16 protein-coding genes and 2 tRNA genes are annotated in these 21,139 nt (G+C 38.8%); 10 read left to right on the top strand and 8 right to left on the bottom strand.

Annotated features, from left to right (window positions below):
• Window positions 1–33 precede the first annotated feature (33 nt).
• Complete coding sequence (gene rcsC / locus RB151_RS13150; protein ID WP_237071540.1) at window positions 34–2,820, top strand: two-component system sensor histidine kinase RcsC; 2,787 nt, start codon at window positions 34–36, stop codon at window positions 2,818–2,820.
• Window positions 2,821–2,888: 68 nt separating this feature from the next.
• On the opposite strand, the gene rcsB is transcribed toward rcsC, so the two are convergent.
• Together rcsB and rcsD are read right to left on the bottom strand one after the other, a co-directional pair.
• Window positions 2,889–3,539, bottom strand: coding sequence for a response regulator transcription factor RcsB (gene rcsB, locus RB151_RS13145; RefSeq protein WP_004259923.1), 651 nt, complete (start codon window positions 3,537–3,539; stop codon window positions 2,889–2,891).
• 1 nt (window position 3,540) lies between these two features.
• A complete protein-coding gene (gene rcsD / locus RB151_RS13140) occupies window positions 3,541–6,240 on the bottom strand; it encodes a phosphotransferase RcsD (RefSeq protein ID WP_042844408.1) in 2,700 nt (899 codons plus the stop codon).
• 212 nt (window positions 6,241–6,452) lie between these two features.
• On the opposite strand from rcsD, the gene RB151_RS13135 reads away from it, so the two are divergent.
• The 3 genes from RB151_RS13135 to lpxL all read left to right on the top strand — a co-directional run bounded on the left by RB151_RS13135 (window position 6,453) and on the right by lpxL (window position 8,022).
• A tRNA-Ser gene (locus RB151_RS13135) sits at window positions 6,453–6,540 on the top strand.
• A 5-nt stretch (window positions 6,541–6,545) separates the two neighbouring features.
• Window positions 6,546–6,621, top strand: a tRNA-Thr gene (locus tag RB151_RS13130).
• Window positions 6,622–7,098: 477 nt separating this feature from the next.
• Complete coding sequence (gene lpxL / locus RB151_RS13125; protein WP_042844407.1) at window positions 7,099–8,022, top strand: LpxL/LpxP family Kdo(2)-lipid IV(A) lauroyl/palmitoleoyl acyltransferase; 924 nt, start codon at window positions 7,099–7,101, stop codon at window positions 8,020–8,022.
• Window positions 8,023–8,544: 522 nt separating this feature from the next.
• Here the strand turns inward: lpxL and gltP are convergent.
• Window positions 8,545–9,852 carry a glutamate/aspartate:proton symporter GltP gene (gltP, locus tag RB151_RS13120; protein ID WP_042844406.1) on the bottom strand — a complete coding sequence of 436 codons (1,308 nt, stop codon included), beginning with the start codon at window positions 9,850–9,852 and terminating at the stop codon, window positions 8,545–8,547.
• Window positions 9,853–10,337: 485 nt separating this feature from the next.
• Window positions 10,338–11,003 (bottom strand): GntR family transcriptional regulator, encoded by a 666-nt coding sequence (locus tag RB151_RS13115; RefSeq protein WP_042844405.1) that lies wholly within the window; start codon window positions 11,001–11,003, stop codon window positions 10,338–10,340.
• Window positions 11,004–11,406: 403 nt separating this feature from the next.
• Between RB151_RS13115 and RB151_RS13110 the strand changes: the two genes are divergently transcribed.
• The 5 genes from RB151_RS13110 to RB151_RS13090 are packed head-to-tail and all read left to right on the top strand — an operon-like array spanning window position 11,407 to window position 17,597.
• Window positions 11,407–12,648 (top strand): NRAMP family divalent metal transporter, encoded by a 1,242-nt coding sequence (locus RB151_RS13110; RefSeq protein WP_042844404.1) that lies wholly within the window; start codon window positions 11,407–11,409, stop codon window positions 12,646–12,648.
• Between the two features lie 14 nt (window positions 12,649–12,662).
• The gene (locus RB151_RS13105) at window positions 12,663–13,439 is read left to right on the top strand and encodes a LamB/YcsF family protein (RefSeq protein ID WP_042844402.1); all 777 of its coding nucleotides are present in this window, start codon (window positions 12,663–12,665) and stop codon (window positions 13,437–13,439) included.
• Window positions 13,439–14,245: a putative hydro-lyase gene (locus RB151_RS13100; protein WP_042844401.1), complete on the top strand. Its 807-nt coding sequence runs from the start codon at window positions 13,439–13,441 to the stop codon at window positions 14,243–14,245. Before RB151_RS13105 ends, RB151_RS13100 begins: the two co-directional genes overlap by 1 nt.
• 9 nt (window positions 14,246–14,254) lie before the next feature.
• A complete protein-coding gene (locus tag RB151_RS13095) occupies window positions 14,255–15,859 on the top strand; it encodes a 5-oxoprolinase/urea amidolyase family protein (protein WP_042844399.1) in 1,605 nt (534 codons plus the stop codon).
• On the top strand, window positions 15,837–17,597 hold the full coding sequence (locus tag RB151_RS13090) for an acetyl/propionyl/methylcrotonyl-CoA carboxylase subunit alpha (protein ID WP_410054828.1): 1,761 nt from the start codon (window positions 15,837–15,839) through the stop codon (window positions 17,595–17,597). The genes RB151_RS13095 and RB151_RS13090 overlap by 23 nt, the downstream gene beginning before the upstream one ends.
• 41 nt (window positions 17,598–17,638) lie before the next feature.
• Here the strand turns inward: RB151_RS13090 and RB151_RS13085 are convergent, their stop codons facing one another.
• Entirely contained in the window at window positions 17,639–17,908 is a 270-nt protein-coding gene (locus RB151_RS13085; RefSeq protein ID WP_048607480.1) for a hypothetical protein, read from the bottom strand.
• A 361-nt stretch (window positions 17,909–18,269) separates the two neighbouring features.
• Between RB151_RS13085 and RB151_RS13080 the strand changes: the two genes are divergently transcribed.
• On the top strand, window positions 18,270–18,812 hold the full coding sequence (locus RB151_RS13080; protein WP_042844397.1) for a DUF924 family protein: 543 nt from the start codon (window positions 18,270–18,272) through the stop codon (window positions 18,810–18,812).
• 75 nt (window positions 18,813–18,887) lie between these two features.
• Here RB151_RS13080 and RB151_RS13075 read toward each other — a convergent pair whose 3' ends face one another.
• The 3 genes from RB151_RS13075 to RB151_RS13065 all read right to left on the bottom strand — a co-directional run bounded on the left by RB151_RS13075 (window position 18,888) and on the right by RB151_RS13065 (window position 21,134).
• Window positions 18,888–19,481, bottom strand: coding sequence for a TorD/DmsD family molecular chaperone (locus RB151_RS13075; protein WP_042844396.1), 594 nt, complete (start codon window positions 19,479–19,481; stop codon window positions 18,888–18,890).
• 257 nt (window positions 19,482–19,738) lie between these two features.
• The gene (locus RB151_RS13070) at window positions 19,739–20,515 is read right to left on the bottom strand and encodes a dimethyl sulfoxide reductase anchor subunit family protein (protein WP_042844395.1); all 777 of its coding nucleotides are present in this window, start codon (window positions 20,513–20,515) and stop codon (window positions 19,739–19,741) included.
• Window position 20,516: 1 nt separating this feature from the next.
• On the bottom strand, window positions 20,517–21,134 hold the full coding sequence (locus RB151_RS13065; protein WP_042844394.1) for a DMSO/selenate family reductase complex B subunit: 618 nt from the start codon (window positions 21,132–21,134) through the stop codon (window positions 20,517–20,519).
• Window positions 21,135–21,139: the final 5 nt, after the last annotated feature.

The raw sequence follows: 21,139 nt of genomic DNA, 5'->3' as shown, positions 1-21,139 counted from the left end.
ACATCACTTAGACTCTCTCGAGATTTATTTCGTATCCTCGGCTTGATGTTGTGGGGGATGGGCGTTTTTATTACTTTATTTTTTCTTTATTCACAATTCAATGAGTATAAATCTGACATACGTCAGCAATTTTATTCAGGGCATGAGAATCTTCAGGCTTATATTCAACAAACCGGTGCGACCTTAAATTCTATTCAGTCAATGACTGAACAATATAAAACTAAATTACAAGAGTCTGGGAATGGAAAGGCTACATCTACAAGTTTTATGGATTTGCCTAGTGCATCAAACTATTCTTTTTATAAATTAACCGCCGATACAGATTGTGATTATTTTAGGAATAGAGCTGAAAATTATTTACATGCTTTCGAACAATTAAATTATTTCTGGAAGGATAGTATTGCGGCTCCACAAGCCTTAAATCATGTATTTTTAGTCGGTTCAAGAAGTTATTGTATGGTGGATTATCCGATCCGTTCTACAATATCCGATATTGAGATATTGAAAAAAGTGAGTTATGAGAGTGTACGTACCTATCAGGGACTAAGGCTGAGAGGCAAAGAGCGTAATTTGTTCACTATTGTGCATGGCGCCCAACCCGATAACGGCCAAGTCTATCTAATTCAACCTGTTAATCATAAAGAGATGTTGCTTGCTTTTATTGGTCTAGAACGCTCAATCAATTTGAATCAATTTAATATAAGTAAAAATAAAGCAGTTGAAATATTGATGGTGAATAATTATAACCAACCTGTTTTATATTCACCGGTGGATATGAATCCTAAAAGTTCAGCACTGTTGAATATCGCAGAGCCTTCTTTTTTTGGCTTTAATTCTGATTATTCAAAATTAATTTTTAAGAAGCGTTTAGCCCCTTCTCAAGTAACGGTTATTTTCTCAATAGCAACATCTCAAATACTCGCGAGCTTAGAAGATACTATCTTCTACGGGGTAATACTTAATATTTTTACTGGTGGGCTTATTTTCTTTCTAATCTGGTTGTTAGAAAGAAAAATGTTGGAGCCAGCTGCGAATACCGCTATTCGCCTCGAAGAACATGAACAATTTAATCATAAAATTGTGGCCTCCGCGCCTGTGGGGATCATTATCTTACGGTTAACGGATGGTGGCAATATTCTAAGTAATGAGCTAGCTCATGATTATTTTCGCTTATTAAGTGATGATGATAAGCAGCGGATTTTGACAATTATTCGCCAGAAAGCGAGTAATTATATTGATGTTGTGACAACAAATGGTACACATTTACAGATCAGCTTTGTGAATTCTCGTTATCAAAATGAAGATGTCGCGATTTGTGTTTTAATTGATATCAGTATCCGTGTGCAAATGGAGAAATCATTGCAAGATATTGCTGATGCTGCAGAGCAAGCTAACCATGCAAAATCGATGTTCTTAGCAACGGTAAGTCATGAATTAAGAACACCGCTATATGGGATCATCGGTAATATTGAATTATTGCAACGTTATGAGTTATCCGAAAAAGCAACGCGTTTAGTGTCCACAATGGATAATTCTTCTTCATTACTGTTGCAAATCATCAGTGATATTTTGGATTTTTCTAAAATTGAATCTAAACAATTGAAAATAGAAAATAAACTTTTTAATTGTCGGGAAGTATTTGCATTTGTATTAGCTAACTATTTGCCATTAGTGACCAAGAAAAAAATATCGTTGTATTCTTATATTGAGCCTGACATTCCTGATTTAATTCTCAATGATTCAGTACGGCTACAGCAAGTGGTTTCTAATATTGTTAATAACAGTATTAAGTTTACGGAATCTGGTTTTGTACTGTTGTATGTTTGGAAAGATGAGAATTATTTGAAGGTCGAAATCCGAGATTCAGGGATAGGCATGACTCAAGCAGTGGTGATGCAATTATTTGACCCATTCTTTCAAGTACATGACCAAAACAATACCGGACACAAAGGAACAGGTTTAGGTTTAGCTATATGTGAAAAACTAATCAACCTAATGGATGGTGATATAGAAGTTAGTTCCCAAATAGGTCTTGGAAGTTCATTCACAATACGTATCCCACTTTATGGGCAAGAGTACATTAAAAAAACGGTTCCCGATTATCGTACAGGCTATCGTATTGCTATTTCGTGCCAAAACGAATTCTTAATGAATTTCCTATCACGGCTATTAGCACATGAAAAATTTATAGTAGTAACTAATAACTCTATCGACAAAACAATCGATTATGACCTGTTGATAACCGATTGTGAGCATAAAGGGGAAGTGAGAAGCACTCATCATATTCAGTTGTCGAGCTTCTACGCAGGTGATCTTTATGAAGCAAAATCAAATGAATGGGTTTATAACACATATCAATTAGATAAGTTACCCGTATTAATTGATAAAGTTATTATGAAAACCGTTGAGAATTCACAGAAAAATGTTAGCTCGAATGAGCAACTAATGGCAGATTTTTCTTTGGGTGAATACCATGTACTTATTGTTGATGACCACCCAATCAATCGGATGCTTTTGAGTGAACAATTAGCCAGCATCGGCTTTACAACGGGTACTGCAGTGGATGGATTAGATGCACTGAAATACTTAGATAGCCATCATGCTGATATTATTTTAACGGACGTCAACATGCCAAATATGGATGGTTATCAATTGGCAAGAGAGTTACACCGCTTAGAATATAATTTACCTATTGTTGCACTAACAGCGAATGCGATGGCTGAGGAAAAACAACGCTGTATCGATGCGGGTATGAATGATTGTTTATCAAAACCAACCACTATTGCTATTTTGCGCGAGACATTGACCCGTTTTTGCTGAAAAATGAATGGAGTAAAAAATAAAAACCCGTAACCGGGTTTTTATCGTGTAGTAAAAGAACTTAAATATTACTCTGAAGGCGAGTTATCAATGCTGACAGAAGAAAGATAGTTCAGTAAGGCAATATCATTTTCAACGCCTAATTTCAGCATTGCTGATTTTTTCTGGCTACTAATTGTTTTGATACTACGATTAAGCTTCTTAGCAATTTCAGTGACTAAGAAACCTTCAGCAAATAAACGCAGAACTTCACTTTCTTTTGGCGATAAGCGTTTATCACCGTAACCACTCGCATTGACTTTTTCTAACAATTTACTCACACTTTCAGGAGTAAACTTTTTACCTTTCTGTAAGGCCGCTAATGCTTTAGGTAAATCTGCTGGTGCGCCTTGTTTTAACACTATACCTTCGATATCCAGTTCTAGAATTGCACTTAGAATGGCTGGATTATTGTTCATGGTGAGAACAATAATTGAAAGGTCAGGATAATGGCGTTTAATGTATTTGATTAACGTAATACCATCGCCGTATTTATCACCTGGCATAGATAAATCAGTAACTAGAACATCAGCGTTTAAGCGTGCTAAGTTATTAATTAAAGAGGTTGAGTCCTCAAATTCACCTACGATATTCACCCATTCGATTTGTTCAAGTGATTTTCTGATACCGAAAAGAACAATAGGGTGATCATCGGCAACAATGACATTTAGGTTATTCATCTTATTGGTTACCTTCTGGCATTAGTTTTTTGACTGAATTATCCAGCATGCTAATGCATTTTCTTATTTCCAATCCGTTTTCATCTGCTATATAACGCTCTAAATCTTCACAAATTTTATGAAGAACTGTGAATTCGAGCATAGCAAAAACTCCTTTTAAACGATGTGCAGTGTTTTTCAATTCGGTCAAATCCTCAACACTTTCACTATTATACAGTTTATTAATATCTATCGGTACTGTTGTTATGAATAAATCTCGATATCCACTGTTAGCTAAAACTAATTGATAACTTTTAATTGCATTTTCCATTTCTCCATCAGGGTTAGATAATGAAGTTTGAGATTCAACCTCGTTAGGTTCTGGTAAGCGTGAACATTCATCTTCGCTATCCGAATTTTCGATAAGTAATGAAATTGCACTAATAAGCTCATCAGCAAAGTTATAATTAACCTCTATGTAGTGAGGTTGCAACTCGTGCATTCCAGAAAGATTACCATTAATTTTGATAATGTGTTCAAAACATTCTTCATTATTATCAGTGATCAACAGATCCCAATCCGTATGCGGAGAACTTTCATTTAAATCAAGAAATTCTGCGCCATAATTGGCTAAGGTATTTCTGATAATACGCGAAATATCTGCATTATGAATATTTAACCGCACGTAGACATCCTCTAATAAAGCAGGATAATCCTTAACAAGGAGTTCATTGGTCGCTGGAAGTGTAATCTCATAATGTGTGCCTATCGCATCGCTAGTACGAATCGAAAATGTCCCATTCATCCTCTTTACCAATAACTTACATAAATAAAATGTCATACCAGAACGAGTGAAGTGAGATGAATTTAGTATTTTCCCAAGAAAAGGACTTTGCAAGTTATTAAGTTCTTGGTTACTAAGCCCTGAACCACTATCTCTAATGTTAAGTAAAACGACTCTTTTTTCTGAATCATAAGATAGCGTGAAAGATATCTTCCCAAAAGAGGTTGTTGCAATAGAATAATCCCAAATGAGTTGTATTAGATGCTGTAAATAAGCCAAATTGGTTTCAATTAATGAATCAGGATTGATATTGTTATGAAAATAAAGGGCTAACCCTTTATTATTAAGACGCGATAGGTTTTGTTTCAAAAACTGATTAACGACATTTGCAATCGAAATTTTTTCACTTTTTAGTGGAGTTGTTTCTGATTCTAGCTGATTTAGCAACCCTATATTTTCAAACCAACGGTTAATATAAAATAGCTGACTTTCTATTTCTAAAACAAATTTTTGGTTATTTTCACCTGAAATTTTAGCTAATTTAGTTAATTGGTCGTCAATTTGGATAAGGGCAGGAAGTATTTCACTACACATATTTTCAAATACAACCTTGCGCATTTGGATATTCTTTTTATATTCACGGTTGGCTAGTTCTTGGCGTTTTTGAGTGAGAGCTTCCTTGTCTTTATCTACAATAATAAACATGACAGTATTTGCTTTGGTTGCACTTTCAACAAGTACGATCTCATAAACAATATTTTCAATCGAAACCTGAATAACATCATGATTTTCGATTGCCATCTCTTTTATATGAACCAAATCCATTGAAGGTAGTAATTGATTTGCAATGTTATTGCTAAGGATTTTTTTGTTGGCATTAAAGTCGTAGACTAAAATACCATAGGCAATATGGTTAATCAGGGCATTGTTTAGCGCTTCGTTAAAATGGAGTTCTTGTAGCATGTTGGTATTGGGAGAAATAAGCCGTTTACGAATAAAAGCCATGATCAACAAAGCAAGGAAAATCATGATGAGCATGCCTGTCATTAACCAAAGGTTAAAGCTCACCATATTAAAAATAATGTTTTTTAATGAAGTATGATAATAAAGCTGATAGCTAGTCCCTTCAATAGGTTGCGAAAATATTAGGTTTGTTCCAACCCAAGAGGTATGAGACTCATTACTGCCAGTACTTGATGGGCGTGTATTAATGGTGAAAAAATCCCCATTAAGGCTTGCTGGGATCAGCGAATTAATGGAAATATCAAACGAAATAACACTGGTTAGCTGCCCTGGAGAGTTGAACATCAAGCGATAAGTATAATAGAAGAGGTTATCTGGAGAATATTTTTGTATATTAGATATAATTTCTCGTCTATCTAACAGTGTCGATTGAGTCAACATATCCGCACGCTTTTCTTCAGCAGTTAGAGTCAGATAGCTTTCCTTAAAACGTAGTTCAGGCTTAAGTATTGAATGAGTAGTTACTAAAACTAAAGTATTATCTAGCCCATTAAGATAATACATTGAGTTATATTCATTGCGTGCACCCCAGACAATCTCCATATAATCAGCTAGCTTAGTGGCTAATACATTATTCGCTTTTTTATTATTCCCAAATACAATCGCATCAATAGTTTGGTTTGCACTACTTAACCAAAAAATATCATGGCGCATTTCTGTCACGGAAAGTTTATCTATAGCAGTGGGAGTTGTTTTATCATTGGCAAGCTTATAAATGTGGCTAGCTTGGTAGCGGTAGTCTTCGATTTGATACGCTAACCTAGTGGCCATACTACTTAATGAGGTCTGGCGGTTTTGCACCCATGCTTGATAGTAGTTAAATAGTGATAAAAACAGCATCACAATTAACAACAGAATAAACGCAGCAAAAATACGTGAAAGAGTGCTTGGTTTTAATGATGATTGTTTGTACATACTGTAGCGTGCGTTCCCATAGGCTAAAAATTATTAGGTTAAAAATCATACGCCTAGAGAAATGATAGACACCGATTTTGCACAGATATTACCATTATTTTTCGCAAATAGAGAGTAATTGAGTGAAGATTAGCCAAACGAAGTAAAAAAATCAATTTTTTTACTTTCAGGGGTAGACAAGGCGTCGGGATTCCTCCATAATCGCGCCCCATGGAGAGATGGCCGAGCGGTCGAAGGCAGCGGTCTTGAAAACCGCCGATGGGAAACCATCCTAGAGTTCGAATCTCTATCTCTCCGCCATATTCGCCGGCTTAGCTCAGTTGGTAGAGCAACTGACTTGTAATCAGTAGGTCACCAGTTCGACTCCGGTAGCCGGCACCAAATAAGAACCCGTTATCTCATAGAGATAACGGGTTTTTTCTTGCTTGTCATTCAGGTCATTCTACTGCTTCAAATAGTCGATGGGACATATTTGAGCCATCACAGAACATTAGCTTGTCGACCTTCATTGCATACTCAGTTAGATGATTTAGTACTAAATAGGTATCGCTTCCCACTCTCATTTTTCCAACGTTAGCCGTTGGTGCCTCATATTCCCTCTAATCACTGCGATGCTTTAACATGAGTAGGTAAAAACTATTAGTGTTTATCTGGTAAAAGTATAACGTGAGAAAATATTTGGTTGCTTATTCATAGCTGAGGGTAGTGTTTATACGGATTATTGATATAATACTCGCTGTTTAAGTCAGCTTATATTGTTGTGGCATTCATTCGTTATGGCATTCATGTTGAATTTTACAGACGAAATGCAGTCTAAAATAGCGTGCATTCTGCAAAGGCGAAGTATTGGGAGATATAATGTACGCCACAAACCCGTTTTCACTGAAGTTGTTCCATCCAAAATATGCAGTAACATGGTTAGGGGTATCTCTTTTATATTTATTGGTACAGTTACCTTATACATGGCAAGTTTGGTTAGGGGCCTTCTTGGGGAAAAACTCAAGGTATTTTATTAAGCGAAGAGTCTCAATTATAAAGCGAAATTTAGAATTATGTTTTCCAAATAAAAGTAAAAAAGAAATTGATGTTCTAGTCACCGAAAATTTAAAATCATTAGGTATTGCTCTATTCGAAACTGGAATAGCATGGTTCTGGAGTGATACAAAAGTTAAAAAACTGTTCCAAGTTAAGGGAATGTCAAATTATTTGGATGCAGTGGCCAAAAATAAAGGTGTGATTATTGTTGGCGTGCATTTTATGTCGCTAGAGCTAGGTGGTAGGATCATGGGGCTCTGTTTTCCTGTTAATGCGATGTACAGGCCACATAACAATAAAGCAATGGAATACATCCAGACTAGAGGCCGCTGTCGCTCCGGCAAAGGAATGATTGACCGGAAAAATCTCAGATTCATGGTTCAAGAATTAAAAAGCGGTAAAGCAATATGGTTTGCTCCAGACCAAGATTTTGGTAGAAAAGGAACTATCTTTGCCCCATTTTTCTCGGTTAAACATAGTTCCACATCAAAAGGGACATCAACCCTTGCTCAACTGTCACATTCGCCAACTCTCACTGTTACGTTATTAAGAAATAAAAGCGGCGTTAAATATGACTTAATACTGGGAAAGGAAATACTTGGATATCCGACAACAGATGCTTTGCTGGATGCTACAACGATTAACTCAGTGTTAGAAGCTGAAATAAGAAAGGCTCCTGAGCAGTATCTTTGGGCTCATAGGCGTTTTAAAACTAGACCTGAAGGGGAGGCTTCACTGTATTTATAAATTTGCTATTCAGTAAATTTAAATCAAACAGTGAGATAACCTGTTTAAATATTATGATTAGTAAGTGGTGAGTATTTTTTGATGCTATTAAAGCAAACCCACCAAATATATGACTAATGATTTTATTGTAAGAAAGCCTCGCATAATACGAGGCTTTCTTATTAGAACCAGTTGTGTAGTAATAAAAATGATAATGAAAATATAAAAAGTACCATAAGATGCTGGAGTAATTTTAAAAATAAAAGAAATCTTCTTAATTGGTTCATTCTTTCCTGCTTGTACTAATTAAAAATGACTTATTTAGCATAGTAAAGAAATGAACAAAAAACGAATATAAAATAATTTTTTTGAAAAAGTGTGATGTAAATTAAATTTTATTAAGTAAGAGGTAAGTATAAATAACTAAATTAAGTAAGTTTTATAAGGGGTTTATATTAGTTGATTAATGGTGATATAAAAATAATAAAAATGCTCTCTATAAATTAATATAAAGAGCATTATCCTTTTTATATATTGAAATGGCTAAAAGAATTGTTCATATTCAAGTGCTTTTTTCTTATCATATTTGTGTTCCCATTTTGCAACTACTAGTGCAGCAAGGGCATTACCTACCACATTAAGGGCTGTCCGGGCCATATCAAGAATACGGTCTACACCAGCGATGAATGCAAGGCCTTCTAATGGGATACCCACACTGCCTAAGGTGGCGAGAAGAACAACAAATGATACACCAGGAACCCCTGCAATCCCTTTAGAAGTGATCATTAATGTGAATACAAGTATTAATTCTTGCCCGATAGAAAGCTCAATACCATAGAGTTGGGCAATAAATATCGCAGCAATACTTTGATATAATGTTGAACCATCTAAATTGAATGAATAACCAATTGGAATGACAAAACTGGTAATCGATTTTGGTGCCCCGTATTTTTCCATTTTATCCATAATACGAGGGAGTACTGTTTCAGAGCTTGCTGTTGAATAAGCAAGCAATAATTCGTCTTTTAATATTTTCATTAAGGTGAAAATATTTATTCGACAGTAACGAGCGACTAAGCCCAATACAACTACCGCAAAAAATATAATTGCGCAGTGGACAAGTATGACTAATTTTAATAGTGGGACTAATGATGAAAAACCGAAATTAGCGACAGTAACTGAAATTAAGGCAAATACACCGATAGGGGCATACATCATGATCATGTTAGTTACACGAAACATGGTTTCAGAAAAAGTCTGTAGCACATCAAGTAATGGTTGTTTTTTCTCTAAAGGCAAAGAAGAAAGCCCTAAGCCAAATAAAACAGCAAAGAAAATGACTGGAAGCATATCACCACTTGCCATTGCTGAAAAAATATTACTAGGAACTAAAGTCAGAATAGTATTAATAATCCCTGAAGGGTGGCTTGCAACTTCTTGGGTTGTTTTTTCATACTGGGATATATCGACTTGTGTTAATTGTGACATATCAATACCAACACCGGGTTGGAATATATTGGCGAAAGAGATCCCGACAATAATAGCAATGGTAGTAATAACCTCAAAGTAAACGATAGTTTTAAACCCAAGGGACCCTAGCTGCTTTGTATTTCCAACCCCGGCTATCCCTACTATTAGAGTAGAAATAACAATAGGAACAACGATCATTTTAATTAATTGAATAAAAATCTTACCAGCTGGAGACAGAATATTCAGAATAAGCCAATCTTTGTATTCAGTATTATCATGTAAAAGCGCCCCAGCAATAACGCCTAAAATGAGAGCTACCAATATTTGCCACCCTAGGCCAAATTTAAATGGTTTCTTTTTAGTTACTTGGTTTAATGTCATAGTGGAATCTCATTATATAAATAATATTTATGTATATGCTTTTTTATTATCATAAATTTTATAACCAATATTCGATAAAACTACAACTATTAACTCGAAAAAATAGAGTGATTACATTGGGTGATTTATTTCATTATGTATATTTTGTTATTATTTTATGTATAAACAAGTAATTGTGTAAAAATATATGACTAAATGTATCTTTTAAGGAAAGGGAGATGTTAGAGACGTGTGTTGTATTTAAGTAACTATTGGTTATTATTTTTTTAATTAATTATGTTATTAATGTTAATTAATTTGTCATAAGACTTAATTATGGGAAGGTAATGACTTAAAGTGTTTGATTTGTTGCAGGGAATAGAAAATATAATATAAAAAATAAATTTGAGGATAATTATTAATTAACAATTAGTTTTTGGCGATTATCTAACTGCCGAAAAATTAATCGAATCTATGTTGTATTATCCCGTAAAAAATATTCTGCATTAATTTGTTGAGGATTGGCTGCGCTTATATGCTGCAAGTAATGTGCGCTCTGATAAATCAAGGTAGCTACGTAGGGCACTGGCTGCTTCTACATTACGACCAGAGTCTAATAATTCAAGAATAGATTGGTTTTTATCAATATAAGGGGCATAGAGAATTTTGGGGTCATTAAGGTGACCAAATGCTAAGCGTAATTCTGCTGAAACATTACGATACAGCTTAATTAGGCGTTCGCTATCTGATAACTCGACAATCGCGGTATGAAACTGCATATTTGCGGTTCCTACACCAACCCAATCTTCTATTTTTTCATGCTCACGTGCACAGCTGACTGCCTCTTTCATTTTTTGAACTGCGGGGTGTAAAGCATATGCATGAGTGAGTGCGTCACACTCGATTAAGCGGCGTACTTGATAGATGTCAATAATAGCAGCCATATCAGGCACAGAAACAAATACGCCCCTATTTGGTGCGTAGGTGAGTAAGCCTTCTTGAGTGAGAACCCTAAACACTTCCCGCAAGGTGTTGCGTGAAATATCTAACACTTCACTTAATGTTGCTTCAGATAAGCGCTGACCTGGAGTGATTTCTCCCGCCGTAATTTTATAGCGAATAGTTTCTGCAATAGTCACGGATAAGGTTTGTGCAACAGGTTGTTTTTTCATAAAAAGAATAGTTTTAATTTAGCGATTAAATGAGTCGCTATATTCACATATTCGAGTTAGAGCGGCAAGTTTCCTTGCACAATGAGCACACTAGACTCATTTTTTGCACTGATATAGTGAAATTAAATAATTTTGCATCATTTTGGTGCTGATTATTTTGTAAGAAAGTAGACCGACCTCAATAATTTGTTAAAAAAGTGATCACGTCTTGGTTTTTAAATCATCAATAACGATTTTTATTGATTGTTTATTCAGCATCTCATATTAATTGTTCAACAATCCATTAAAGATGGATTAACAATATCTATAACAAGTAGAACAATGGCACGATAATTGCCTCAGTGATCATGACATCAACAATCACATCAATAATTAAAACAATAACTATTAGAGGAGTATGCATATGGCCGCTCAAGAAAGCGCATCAACGACCGCAGAGTATGTGAAAAGCCGCCGTTCTTCATTAATAAGTGCAATTTTTTTGATGGCAACTTCTGCCATAGGTCCTGGATTTATTACACAAACAGCAACCTTTACTGTCACATTAGGTGCGGCATTTGCGTTCGGTATTTTAGCGTCTATCGTGATTGATTTTGTTGTTCAGCAAAATATATGGCGAGTCGTGACATTAACGAAAATGCATTCATCAGAAATTGCTAATGCCACAATCCCAGGAAGTGGCTATTTACTTGCCATATTGGTTATTTTTGGTGGGCTTATTTTCAATATTGGTAATATTGCTGGTGCAGGTTTAGGGCTAAATGCACTTGTTGGTCTCGACCCAAAATGGGGAGGGTTAATCAGTGCATTGCTGGCGATTTATATTTTCTCATCCCGTAAAGCAAGCACATTTATTGACAGGCTCATTATTGGGTTAGGTGTAGTGATGATTGGCCTAACGTTATTTGTGGCTATTGCATCAAACCCACCTGTTGGCGAGGCTCTACGTCAAAGTGTATTACCGGATACGGTTGATTTTGCCATGATAACCACCATTGTCGGGGGAACCGTTGGGGGTTATATCTGCTATGCAGGCGCGCACCGCTTATTAGATAAAGGTGCAGTAGGGATTGAAAATATAAATATTGTGTCGAGTGCAGCAACCAAAGGCATCTTAGTTGTTGGTTTGATGCGCTACATTTTATTCCTTGCGATCTTAGGTGTGGTTGCAAGTGGTGTAACGATTGATATTTCAGGGCATGCGGCTAACCCTGCATCTCAAGCATTTCAGGCAGCAGCAGGTAACTTTGGTTTACGTATTTTTGGCTTAATTTTATGGGCTGCGGCACTGACCAGCGTGATTGGTGCAGCTTATACATCAATGAGTTTTTTAACGGCATTTAAATCATCAATTACCGAAAGGCAGCGTAATGTCGCGACCATCCTATTTATTGCTATTTCATTAATTGTTTATTTATTTATGGGAACAGCGCCTGCCGCATTATTAGTATTTGCAGGTGGTTTCAATGGGTTAATCTTGCCTATTGGATTGACCTTGTTTGTTTATATTGGTTGGAAAAGAACTGATTTGATGTCGGGATACCACTATCCACGTTGGTTATTATGGTCTGGGGTTATTACCTGTGCCTTAACTTGGTATATGGGTGTTATGTCTGTCAGTACAATCTTTAATTATCTGAAGTAACCCAAGGGGCGATGATGAAAAAACAAATCGATTTAAACAGTGACCTCGGGGAAAGTTTTGGTCAATGGAGTATGGGGAATGATGCAGCGATCCTTCCCGTGGTTAGCAGTGCTAATGTTGCTTGTGGGTTCCATGCGGGGTCACCAGAAGGCATATTAAAAACACTGCAAGCGGCTCAAGATAATGGGGTTGTGGTCGGTGCTCATGTTGGTTATCCCGACTTAGTTGGTTTTGGTCGTCGTAATATGGATATTGCTACTGATGAATTAATGGCGGATGTTATTTACCAGATTGGCGCTCTGCAAGGGCTAGCTACCGCCGTTGGGACTCAAGTACGTTATGTTAAGCCCCATGGGGCACTGTATAACACGATTGCTCACGATAAGCGCCAAGCGATGGCTGTGATTAATGCAATGTTAGCTGTTGATAATCAATTGATATTAGTCGCATTAGCGGGCTCGCCATTGATTGAATGGGCAAGAGAAAGTGGGTTGAATGTGGTGGCTGAAGCCTTTGCGGATAGGGCTTATAACAGCGATGGCACGTTAGTTTCACGTCGATTAGAAGGCGCAGTTTTACATGACCCGCAATTAGTTGCACAACGCATGTTGCAACTGGTTAACGAAGGCGGGGTGATGTCAATTGATGGCCAATTTACTCCGATTGAAGCTGGGTCGATTTGTGTACATGGGGATAGCCCCGGTGCGTTAGAAATGGCACAGGAAGTACGTAATGTATTAGAAAATCAAGGCATTGAAATTCAGGGTTTTGTGCATAGAAGGGATAGCTAATGACGCAACTTATGAAGGCATCGCAACAAGCGATTGATGCGGCACGCGCCGCCAGAGAAGCTATTCGTAGTGGTTATGATAAACCAACAGCAGGGCTTGCCCGCGGAATGACACAAGCCAATATGATAGCCTTGCCCCGTGACTGGGCGTTCGATTTTTTATTATACGCACAGCGTAACCCTAAGAGTTGCCCAGTGCTAGATGTATGCGAAGCAGGGAGTTGGCAAACAAGCCTTGCAGACGGAGCTGATTTACGGACAGATATTCCACGTTACCGTGTTTGGGAAAATGGGCAGTTAGCCGCTGAAATTACAGATGCGACAGAGATTTATCAACAACATCCAGATTTAGTCACCTTTCTTATTGGTTGTAGCTTTACATTTGAAACGCCAATGATTGAGGCGGGTATTGATATACGGCATATCACTGATCAATCGAATGTCCCCATGTTTAAAACGAATCGATTATGTCGCCCCGCGGGGCGTTTGCAGGGGGAATTAGTTGTTTCAATGCGCCCAATCCCCGCTGACCGCATCGCGGATGCCGTGAGTATTACTGGGCGCTTTCCCGCGGTTCATGGAACGCCTGTTCATGTTGGTGCACCTGAGCAGCTTGGTATTCAGGATATTATGCGCCCTGATTTCGGTGATGCCGTCAGAATTGAAAAAGGGGAAATTCCGGTATTTTGGGCATGCGGAGTGACGCCACAAGCGGCAGTAATGAAGTCTGGTGTTCCTTTTGCTTTGAGTCATGCACCCGGTTATATGTTTATTACTGATGTTCCTGATGCTGCATATCATATATAGAGGTGCCCATTGCGATTTTTACCCGTCAATTTAAGTGCCTTCATGGTTGAATTGGATAGCCTTGAACAAACAATGGCACTGACAGACTCTTTAACAGAGATACCAATTCATGGGGTTGAAGAAATAATCCCCGCAGCGCGAACCATTTTAGTCCGCTATAACCCGTTTATTGCGGAAGAAGACAACTTGGTTAAATTGATTTCCTTGAGGGATATCACCAAAGCTAAAGCGAAGGCTAGCAAGCTTGTGACAATTCCTGTCCATTATAATGGACAGGATTTACCTGATGTTGCCCAGTTCCTCGGTGTTTCTGTTGATGAGGTGATCCGGCGACACACACAAAATGAGTATCAAGTTGCTTTTAGTGGTTTTGCGCCGGGTTTTGGGTACATGGTTTCTAAGCATGCTCAGTTAAATGTCCCAAGGCGCCAATCACCTCGAGTGCGGATACCCGCAGGTTCAGTGGCTTTGGCAGGGGAGTTTAGTAGTGTTTATCCGCAAGCAAGCCCCGGGGGCTGGCAGTTAATTGGTGTAACCGAGTTATCAATGTGGGATATCAACCGCCCTGAACCAGCCTTAGTGCAGGCAGGGACCCGGGTCAACTTTGTTGATGCACAGAAAAGTCAGGTTAGTTATAGCTTACCCACAAAGAACCTAAGCATAGAGCAACCTGAAAATACGAAAGCAGACATAATCGTGTTGGCTACGGGTTTACAGACGTTATTCCAAGATTTAGGCCGAGTAGGCCAGTCGGCATTAGGGATTTCAGAATCCGGTGGTATGGACAAATCAGCACTACGTAGTGCTAATCGTATTGTGGGGAATTTATCTGACGCAGCGGTATTAGAAATTACTCAAGGTGGCTTTAAAGCTCAAATAAATAGAAATTTAGTTGTTGCTGTTACAGGCGCCTCCTGTGTGATTGAGGTGACAACCGCTAGCAATCAACAATATCAAGTTAATCCTTATCAACCTGTACATTTAATCAAAGGGGATGTGATTAAACTTGGGAGTCCAAATAAAGGTGTACGCAGTTATTTAGCTGTACGGGGTGGGTTTAATGTTAAACCTATTTTATCCAGTTGTTCATTCGACACTTTGGCACAGGTTGGTCCTGCGCCTCTTAGGGTTAATCAGGCACTAAGCATTAAGACAAGCTCACCGATATCAGCAGTTTCTTTATCAGAAACCCCTGCATTTGATTACCCAGATGCAGATGATGTTGTTGTGCTTGATGTGGTTTTAGGCCCTAGAACTGATTGGTTTACAGAGCAAACCATTGATAAGCTAATAAATCAATTGTGGCAGGTAACAGCCGCATCAAATCGTATAGGTTTGCGTTTGTCAGGTGAGAAACCTTTTGAGCGTAAAAAATTACAAGAATTGCCGAGTGAGGGGACTTGTATAGGCGCTATCCAAGTTCCAGCGAATGGCCAGCCAGTTTTATTTTTAAATGACCATCCATTAACCGGAGGGTACCCAGTTATTGGGGCCGTATGTGAATATCATTTAGATTTAGCAGGGCAAATTCCTGTCAATGCAAGAATACGCTTTAATCCACTTGGTGAATTTAAAGAATTACATGGGAGTGATGGTACTGATGAACAAGAATAAAAAGACACACAAAGTATTGATTGCAAACCGAGGTGAAATCGCTGTTCGTATTATTCGTGCTTGCCGTGATTATGGTTTCCAGTCTGTTGCGGTGTATGCAGACAGCGATATTGATGCATTACACGTTAAAATGGCAGATGAGGCATATGGGCTAAACGGGAACTCACCTGCACAAAGTTACTTAAATATTGAAAAGTTAATTGAAGTCGCTCAGAAGTCAGGTGCGACGATGGTGCACCCAGGTTATGGCTTTTTGTCTGAGCGTGCGGAATTTGCCCGTGCGGTGAATGATGCGGGTTTAATATGGATAGGACCAAGTGCGGAGAGTATTGATATCTTAGGTGATAAGGTTCAGGCTCGCCATATTGCTATGCAAGTAGGAGCCCCACTGGTTGTGGGGACGAAAGACCCGGTTATTGATGCGCAGGAGGTAGTTAAATTTGCTCATCAACACGGTTTGCCTATCGCAATAAAAGCTGCGTTTGGTGGAGGTGGTCGAGGTCTCAAAGTCGCGTGGCAATTACATGAAGTTGAAGAACTTTATCATTCTGCTGTACGCGAAGCGGTTGCCGCTTTTGGGCGTGGTGAGTGTTTTATTGAACAGTTTTTGCATAACCCGCGCCACATTGAAGCACAGGTGATTGCAGATACACATGGTAATGTGCTGGTGGTGGGGACAAGGGATTGTTCATTGCAGCGTCGTAATCAAAAATTGGTCGAGGAATCACCCGCGCCATTTTTATCTGAGGAACAACAGCAACAAATTATTAAATCCTCAACAGATATTTGCCGTAAAGCTGGCTATGTTGGCGCAGGCACCGTTGAGTTTTTGCTGAGTCAGGACGGGACGTTATCATTCTTAGAGGTGAATACTCGGCTACAAGTTGAGCATCCGGTAACTGAGGAAACGGCAGGGATTGATTTAGTTATTGAGCAATTACGTATTGCCAAAGGTTTACCTTTAAGTATTAATGAGACTCCGAAGCCTCGCGGTCATGCTTTTGAGTTCCGAATTAATGCGGAAGATGCAGGTAATGGTTTTTTGCCAACACCAGGGACAATTACAACTTTTGATGTTCCAACAGGGCCTGGAGTTCGTATTGATAGTGGTGTTGCTGCTGGTACGACGATCCCAGGGACATTTGATTCGTTAATGGCAAAACTGATAGTGGTGGGAAATACGCGAGAACAAGCTATTTCACGCGCCCGTCGCGCTTTAGCAGAGTTTAAGATTGAGGGGGTCGCATCGGTATTACCGTTCCACCGCGCGGTCATGGAACAAGCCGACTTTTGTGACCGTTTTAATGTACATACACGTTGGATTGAAACAGAATTTAGTGTGGAGATCCCCCCTGCAAAGCGCCAAATTCCATCTGCAAACCATCAATTGACTCGCACCTTTATTGAAATTGATGGCAAACGTTGTGAATTAGGCTTACCGGCGCAGTTAATGTCCGGCCTTACCGCAAATAGTGTGCCTCCAACTAATATGATACCACCTAACGGTGAGCTTCAAGCTGCTAGCAACCCTGATGTGGTGAATGCGCCTATCTCCGGTGTGTTGTTTAACTGGTTGATCCCTCAGGGGGACAATGTCGTAGAAGGGGATGTTATTGGCGTAATGGAAGCGATGAAAATGGAAGTGCAAATTATTGCTCATCGTACTGGAACGCTGAAATACCATGCAAATAAAGGTGAGTTTATTGAAGCGGAATCTCCAATTGCTGAAATTATCTAACATGTAATAGTTGTATGGCTTGGGCTGGAAAACGGCTCAAGCTAACGAGACTGGCGCTTAGGTAACGACCTTAATGGTGGGTGTGGTGCAGGAACCGCATGTTGTTCTTCAACGGCCATCTCTTCACTATCACGATAAACCTCACCGCAGAGAAAATAAAGGTTTGGTCGTTTTGATTCTAAGTATTTTTTTCGGCTGACACATTGCTCTTGTGTGAAAATGGTTTCAGTCACGGGCAATGCATCACATGAATCTGTGCCGCAAGGACTAACCCATAATGCCCAACCAATAAGTACCATATGTCCTGCCATTTACATTGCCTTCCTTAAATAAAACCAATATGAAACGCTGATGAGTTATTACGACTATTGAGTATCGGCGGCACCTGATTTACTCACACATTATAAGTGGAATTCTAACATTGAGTTAAATAAATGTATGTATTTAGACATGAAGAATGGCCATATTGACACTAAACAACAAATAGCCAGTGGTAAAAATAACGGTTACAAAATTCACGAGTAGTCAGTGCATGATTTTTTAGTGATAGCACGCAAAGAAACAAAATAATTATCTGCAAATAGCCATTTTTAGAGCTCAAGCCTATTAATTAAAGTGATTTTTAACTAGGATTTAAATAACCTCTATTAAGAAAAGTGATAGGAATAAATTATGAATACCATGGAAGACGTGCTTTCCTTTTGGTTTGAGGAATCTACGCCCAAACAGTGGTTTGAGAAAAGTGCTAAATTTGATTTGGCGATAGCACAGCGTTTTTCGCAAATCTGTGAGCGTGCAGCTAAAGGTGAGTTGGCTTATTGGCGAGCGTCTATACGGGGGCGGTTAGCGGAAATCATTGTGTTGGACCAATTTTCACGTAATTTATGGCGCGATACGCCAAGGTCTTTTGCTCAAGATGGTATGGCATTAGCTTTAGCTCAAGAGGCGATTAAACAGCATGATTATAATTTGCTGACCTTATCACAACGTAAGTTTATTTTGATGCCTTATATGCATTCGGAATCTAGCTTTATTCATTTGCAGGCTGTTGAATTATTTCGCATGTTAGGTGATGACGCGACTCTGGATTATGAAATGCGCCACAAGGCTATTGTTGATAAATTCGGGCGTTACCCGCATCGCAATAACATTTTAGGCCGGGTATCAACACCAGAAGAAGTTGCATTTTTACAAGAACCTAACTCTTCATTTTAGAGGCACTTGAATAAATGCATTGCTAAATGGGCCCCCAGCTATCTATTGAGAAGCTCATTTAGCAACATTAATTATTTAGCGAAATAATTCAACTTTCGCGGGGGATAACCCTAATTCTTGTTGTAGTGATTTTAAATATATCTCAGTGATTTGGGCTAGGCATGGATAGAACAGTGTTTCTGTTTTGGACTGCTGAACGAGAGCTAAGTAACGGTACGCCCAAGGTAATAAATGTTGCTCAAATAATACCGTGATTGCGGCTTCTTGCCCTTGTTCTGCTAAAGCTGAAATTGCCATCATCATTAAACCAAATTGGTCTTCAGGCTCACGGACCCCAGTGTCTGTCACTAACCCTTTGCTTTGTAAGAAATTACGATATTCTGCCGTTGATTCACCCATGACAGTATTGTCATGCTCTAAGTATACTGACCCCCATGGTGGAGCTGGCATACTACCTTGTCCTTCAAATAGGATTGAATAATCATAGCTAATTTCATCAGCTTGTATTGCTGATAATTTAGTGCAAAGTTCTTGTATTTGTTCTGCGTCTTGCCATGAATATAGGGTCGGGATTTCAGGTAACACGGGGAATAAGTTTTTTAAAGTTTCGGATTGGGGTGAATAATAGAAGCAAGCACCCAAAATGCGCAGTAATGTCGTATCAATCATTTTATATCCGTTAATTTATCCGTCATATTTTGAGCTACAGCAGTGTTGACTGCGCTCGTCTATTCAGGCCGCATACTAATGTATGCTTTCTCAGTTATATTCATTTGTCTCCTAGCTGTCATTCAAACTATTTAGGGTAAACGAGTTAAAGCAAAATATATCTGGCAGCTTGAATTTAGTCAGGGCAATGAAATTAAAGTAAAGAACCCCAAATGGGGTTCTTTGATAAACAACTATAACATAGTAACAACAATAGGTTACATGGTGATTTGCCACAAATTGTAGAACGCAATACGACCGGCAAGTTCAGCTAGTAATACTGCTGCTGCACAGGTGGCTAAAGTCGCTTTTGGTGCGCGTTGCTTTAAGGCCATACCAACGAAAGCCGCTAAGGCGATTGCCAGTACAACAACTTGAAATCCCCAAAAACCAGTTTGTTCACTACTCAGTGCCGGACCTGTTTCGGTTAAGAAAGCTTGGTAACTAGCTCGGCTTGCAAAAATAGCAAATGTACCGACCAGAAACGATGCAATACCTAAACCTCGAGCACCAATAACAATAGCTAACGCACCGCCACCGACTAACATGGTCATCCACATTTGTAAGGTGGTGTAGCCCGTATTCCAGTTAGCAATAGTTGCGATATTGTAGACTTGCGGGATTGACCAAACAAAAGCAAGCCCTGAGATCACCGCAGCAATATTTGCCAGCTCACGCAATAGCGTGTGCTTGAAAAATAAGGTGAAAAACAGTGTTGCGGCAGCACAACCAACAAAAACGCCACTTAAGAAGGCTTCATTACTCATTGGTGAGCGACCAACGCCAAGCAGCATATTGAAGAAACGTAGGGGTTGCCCTACGTGTAACCCACCGATACCTAAGCCGATGATCATGATGATAAAGGCAATAATATTGGCTGTTTTTAATTGGTTATCGTCAATCGAACCCATTTTACGGCTTAAATAAGCAAGCAAGAAAAGCCCAGCGGCTGATTGTCCTAAGACAGTGAAAAAAACCAGTGGTAATTCATGCATTTTACACCTCCGCAGGGTTTTTTAGTTCGCCACTTTTATCGCCAAATGGCTTCGCATCTTTATGTGGCTTAATGACAATATTTGGGTTTGTTAGGCTAGGATCTGGCATTGGAGCAATACCACATTCAGTGCCATGTAGTTCACGTAGAACATTAATATCATCAAAATCTAAAGCACGCTGTGGGCAAGACTCAACACAAACGGGTTTCATTCCTTGTGCCACTCGTTCATAACATCCGTCACACTTGCTCATCAATTTTTTCTTTTCATCAAATTGCGGTGCACCATATGGACATCGCAATTCACAGTAGCGGCAACCAACACAAATTGATTGGTCAACAACGACTAAACCATCTTCTTCCCGTTTATGCATGGCGCCTGTTGGGCAACCCGCGACACACGTTGGGTTTGAGCAATGGTTACATGAAATAGAAAGATAGTAATTGAAAACGTTTTGCTGCCATATACCATCTTGTTTTTGCCAACTACCACCACCAAACTCATAAACACGACGGAATTTGGGGCCTAAATCTAAATCTTTTTCATCCTTACAACTGACTTGGCAAGTTTTACAGCCAGTACATTTTGTGGAGTCAAAGTAAAAGCCATATTGTTTCATCATTT

The organism is Providencia rettgeri, assembly GCF_001874625.1.
Taxonomy (GTDB): domain Bacteria; phylum Pseudomonadota; class Gammaproteobacteria; order Enterobacterales; family Enterobacteriaceae; genus Providencia; species Providencia huashanensis.
The sequence above is the reverse complement of the archived record's forward strand: the minus strand, read 5'-3'. Positions and strand labels throughout refer to the sequence as shown.

Excerpts from the sequence above, each read along its gene's own strand:
- rcsB (WP_004259923.1), bottom strand. The coding sequence starts at position 3,539 with ATGAATAACCTAAATGTCATTGTTGCCGATGATCACCCTATTGTTCTT.
- RB151_RS13075 (WP_042844396.1), bottom strand. The coding sequence starts at position 19,481 with ATGATTGATACGACATTACTGCGCATTTTGGGTGCTTGCTTCTATTAT.
- rcsD (WP_042844408.1), bottom strand. The coding sequence starts at position 6,240 with ATGTACAAACAATCATCATTAAAACCAAGCACTCTTTCACGTATTTTT.
- RB151_RS13115 (WP_042844405.1), bottom strand. The coding sequence starts at position 11,003 with ATGAAAAAACAACCTGTTGCACAAACCTTATCCGTGACTATTGCAGAA.
- lpxL (WP_042844407.1), top strand. The coding sequence starts at position 7,099 with ATGTACGCCACAAACCCGTTTTCACTGAAGTTGTTCCATCCAAAATAT.
- RB151_RS13085 (WP_048607480.1), bottom strand. The coding sequence starts at position 17,908 with ATGGCAGGACATATGGTACTTATTGGTTGGGCATTATGGGTTAGTCCT.
- RB151_RS13090 (WP_410054828.1), top strand. The coding sequence starts at position 15,837 with ATGGTACTGATGAACAAGAATAAAAAGACACACAAAGTATTGATTGCA.
- RB151_RS13080 (WP_042844397.1), top strand. The coding sequence starts at position 18,270 with ATGAATACCATGGAAGACGTGCTTTCCTTTTGGTTTGAGGAATCTACG.
- RB151_RS13110 (WP_042844404.1), top strand. The coding sequence starts at position 11,407 with ATGGCCGCTCAAGAAAGCGCATCAACGACCGCAGAGTATGTGAAAAGC.
- RB151_RS13100 (WP_042844401.1), top strand. The coding sequence starts at position 13,439 with ATGACGCAACTTATGAAGGCATCGCAACAAGCGATTGATGCGGCACGC.
- RB151_RS13105 (WP_042844402.1), top strand. The coding sequence starts at position 12,663 with ATGAAAAAACAAATCGATTTAAACAGTGACCTCGGGGAAAGTTTTGGT.
- gltP (WP_042844406.1), bottom strand. The coding sequence starts at position 9,852 with ATGACATTAAACCAAGTAACTAAAAAGAAACCATTTAAATTTGGCCTA.
- RB151_RS13065 (WP_042844394.1), bottom strand. The coding sequence starts at position 21,134 with ATGAAACAATATGGCTTTTACTTTGACTCCACAAAATGTACTGGCTGT.
- RB151_RS13070 (WP_042844395.1), bottom strand. The coding sequence starts at position 20,515 with ATGCATGAATTACCACTGGTTTTTTTCACTGTCTTAGGACAATCAGCC.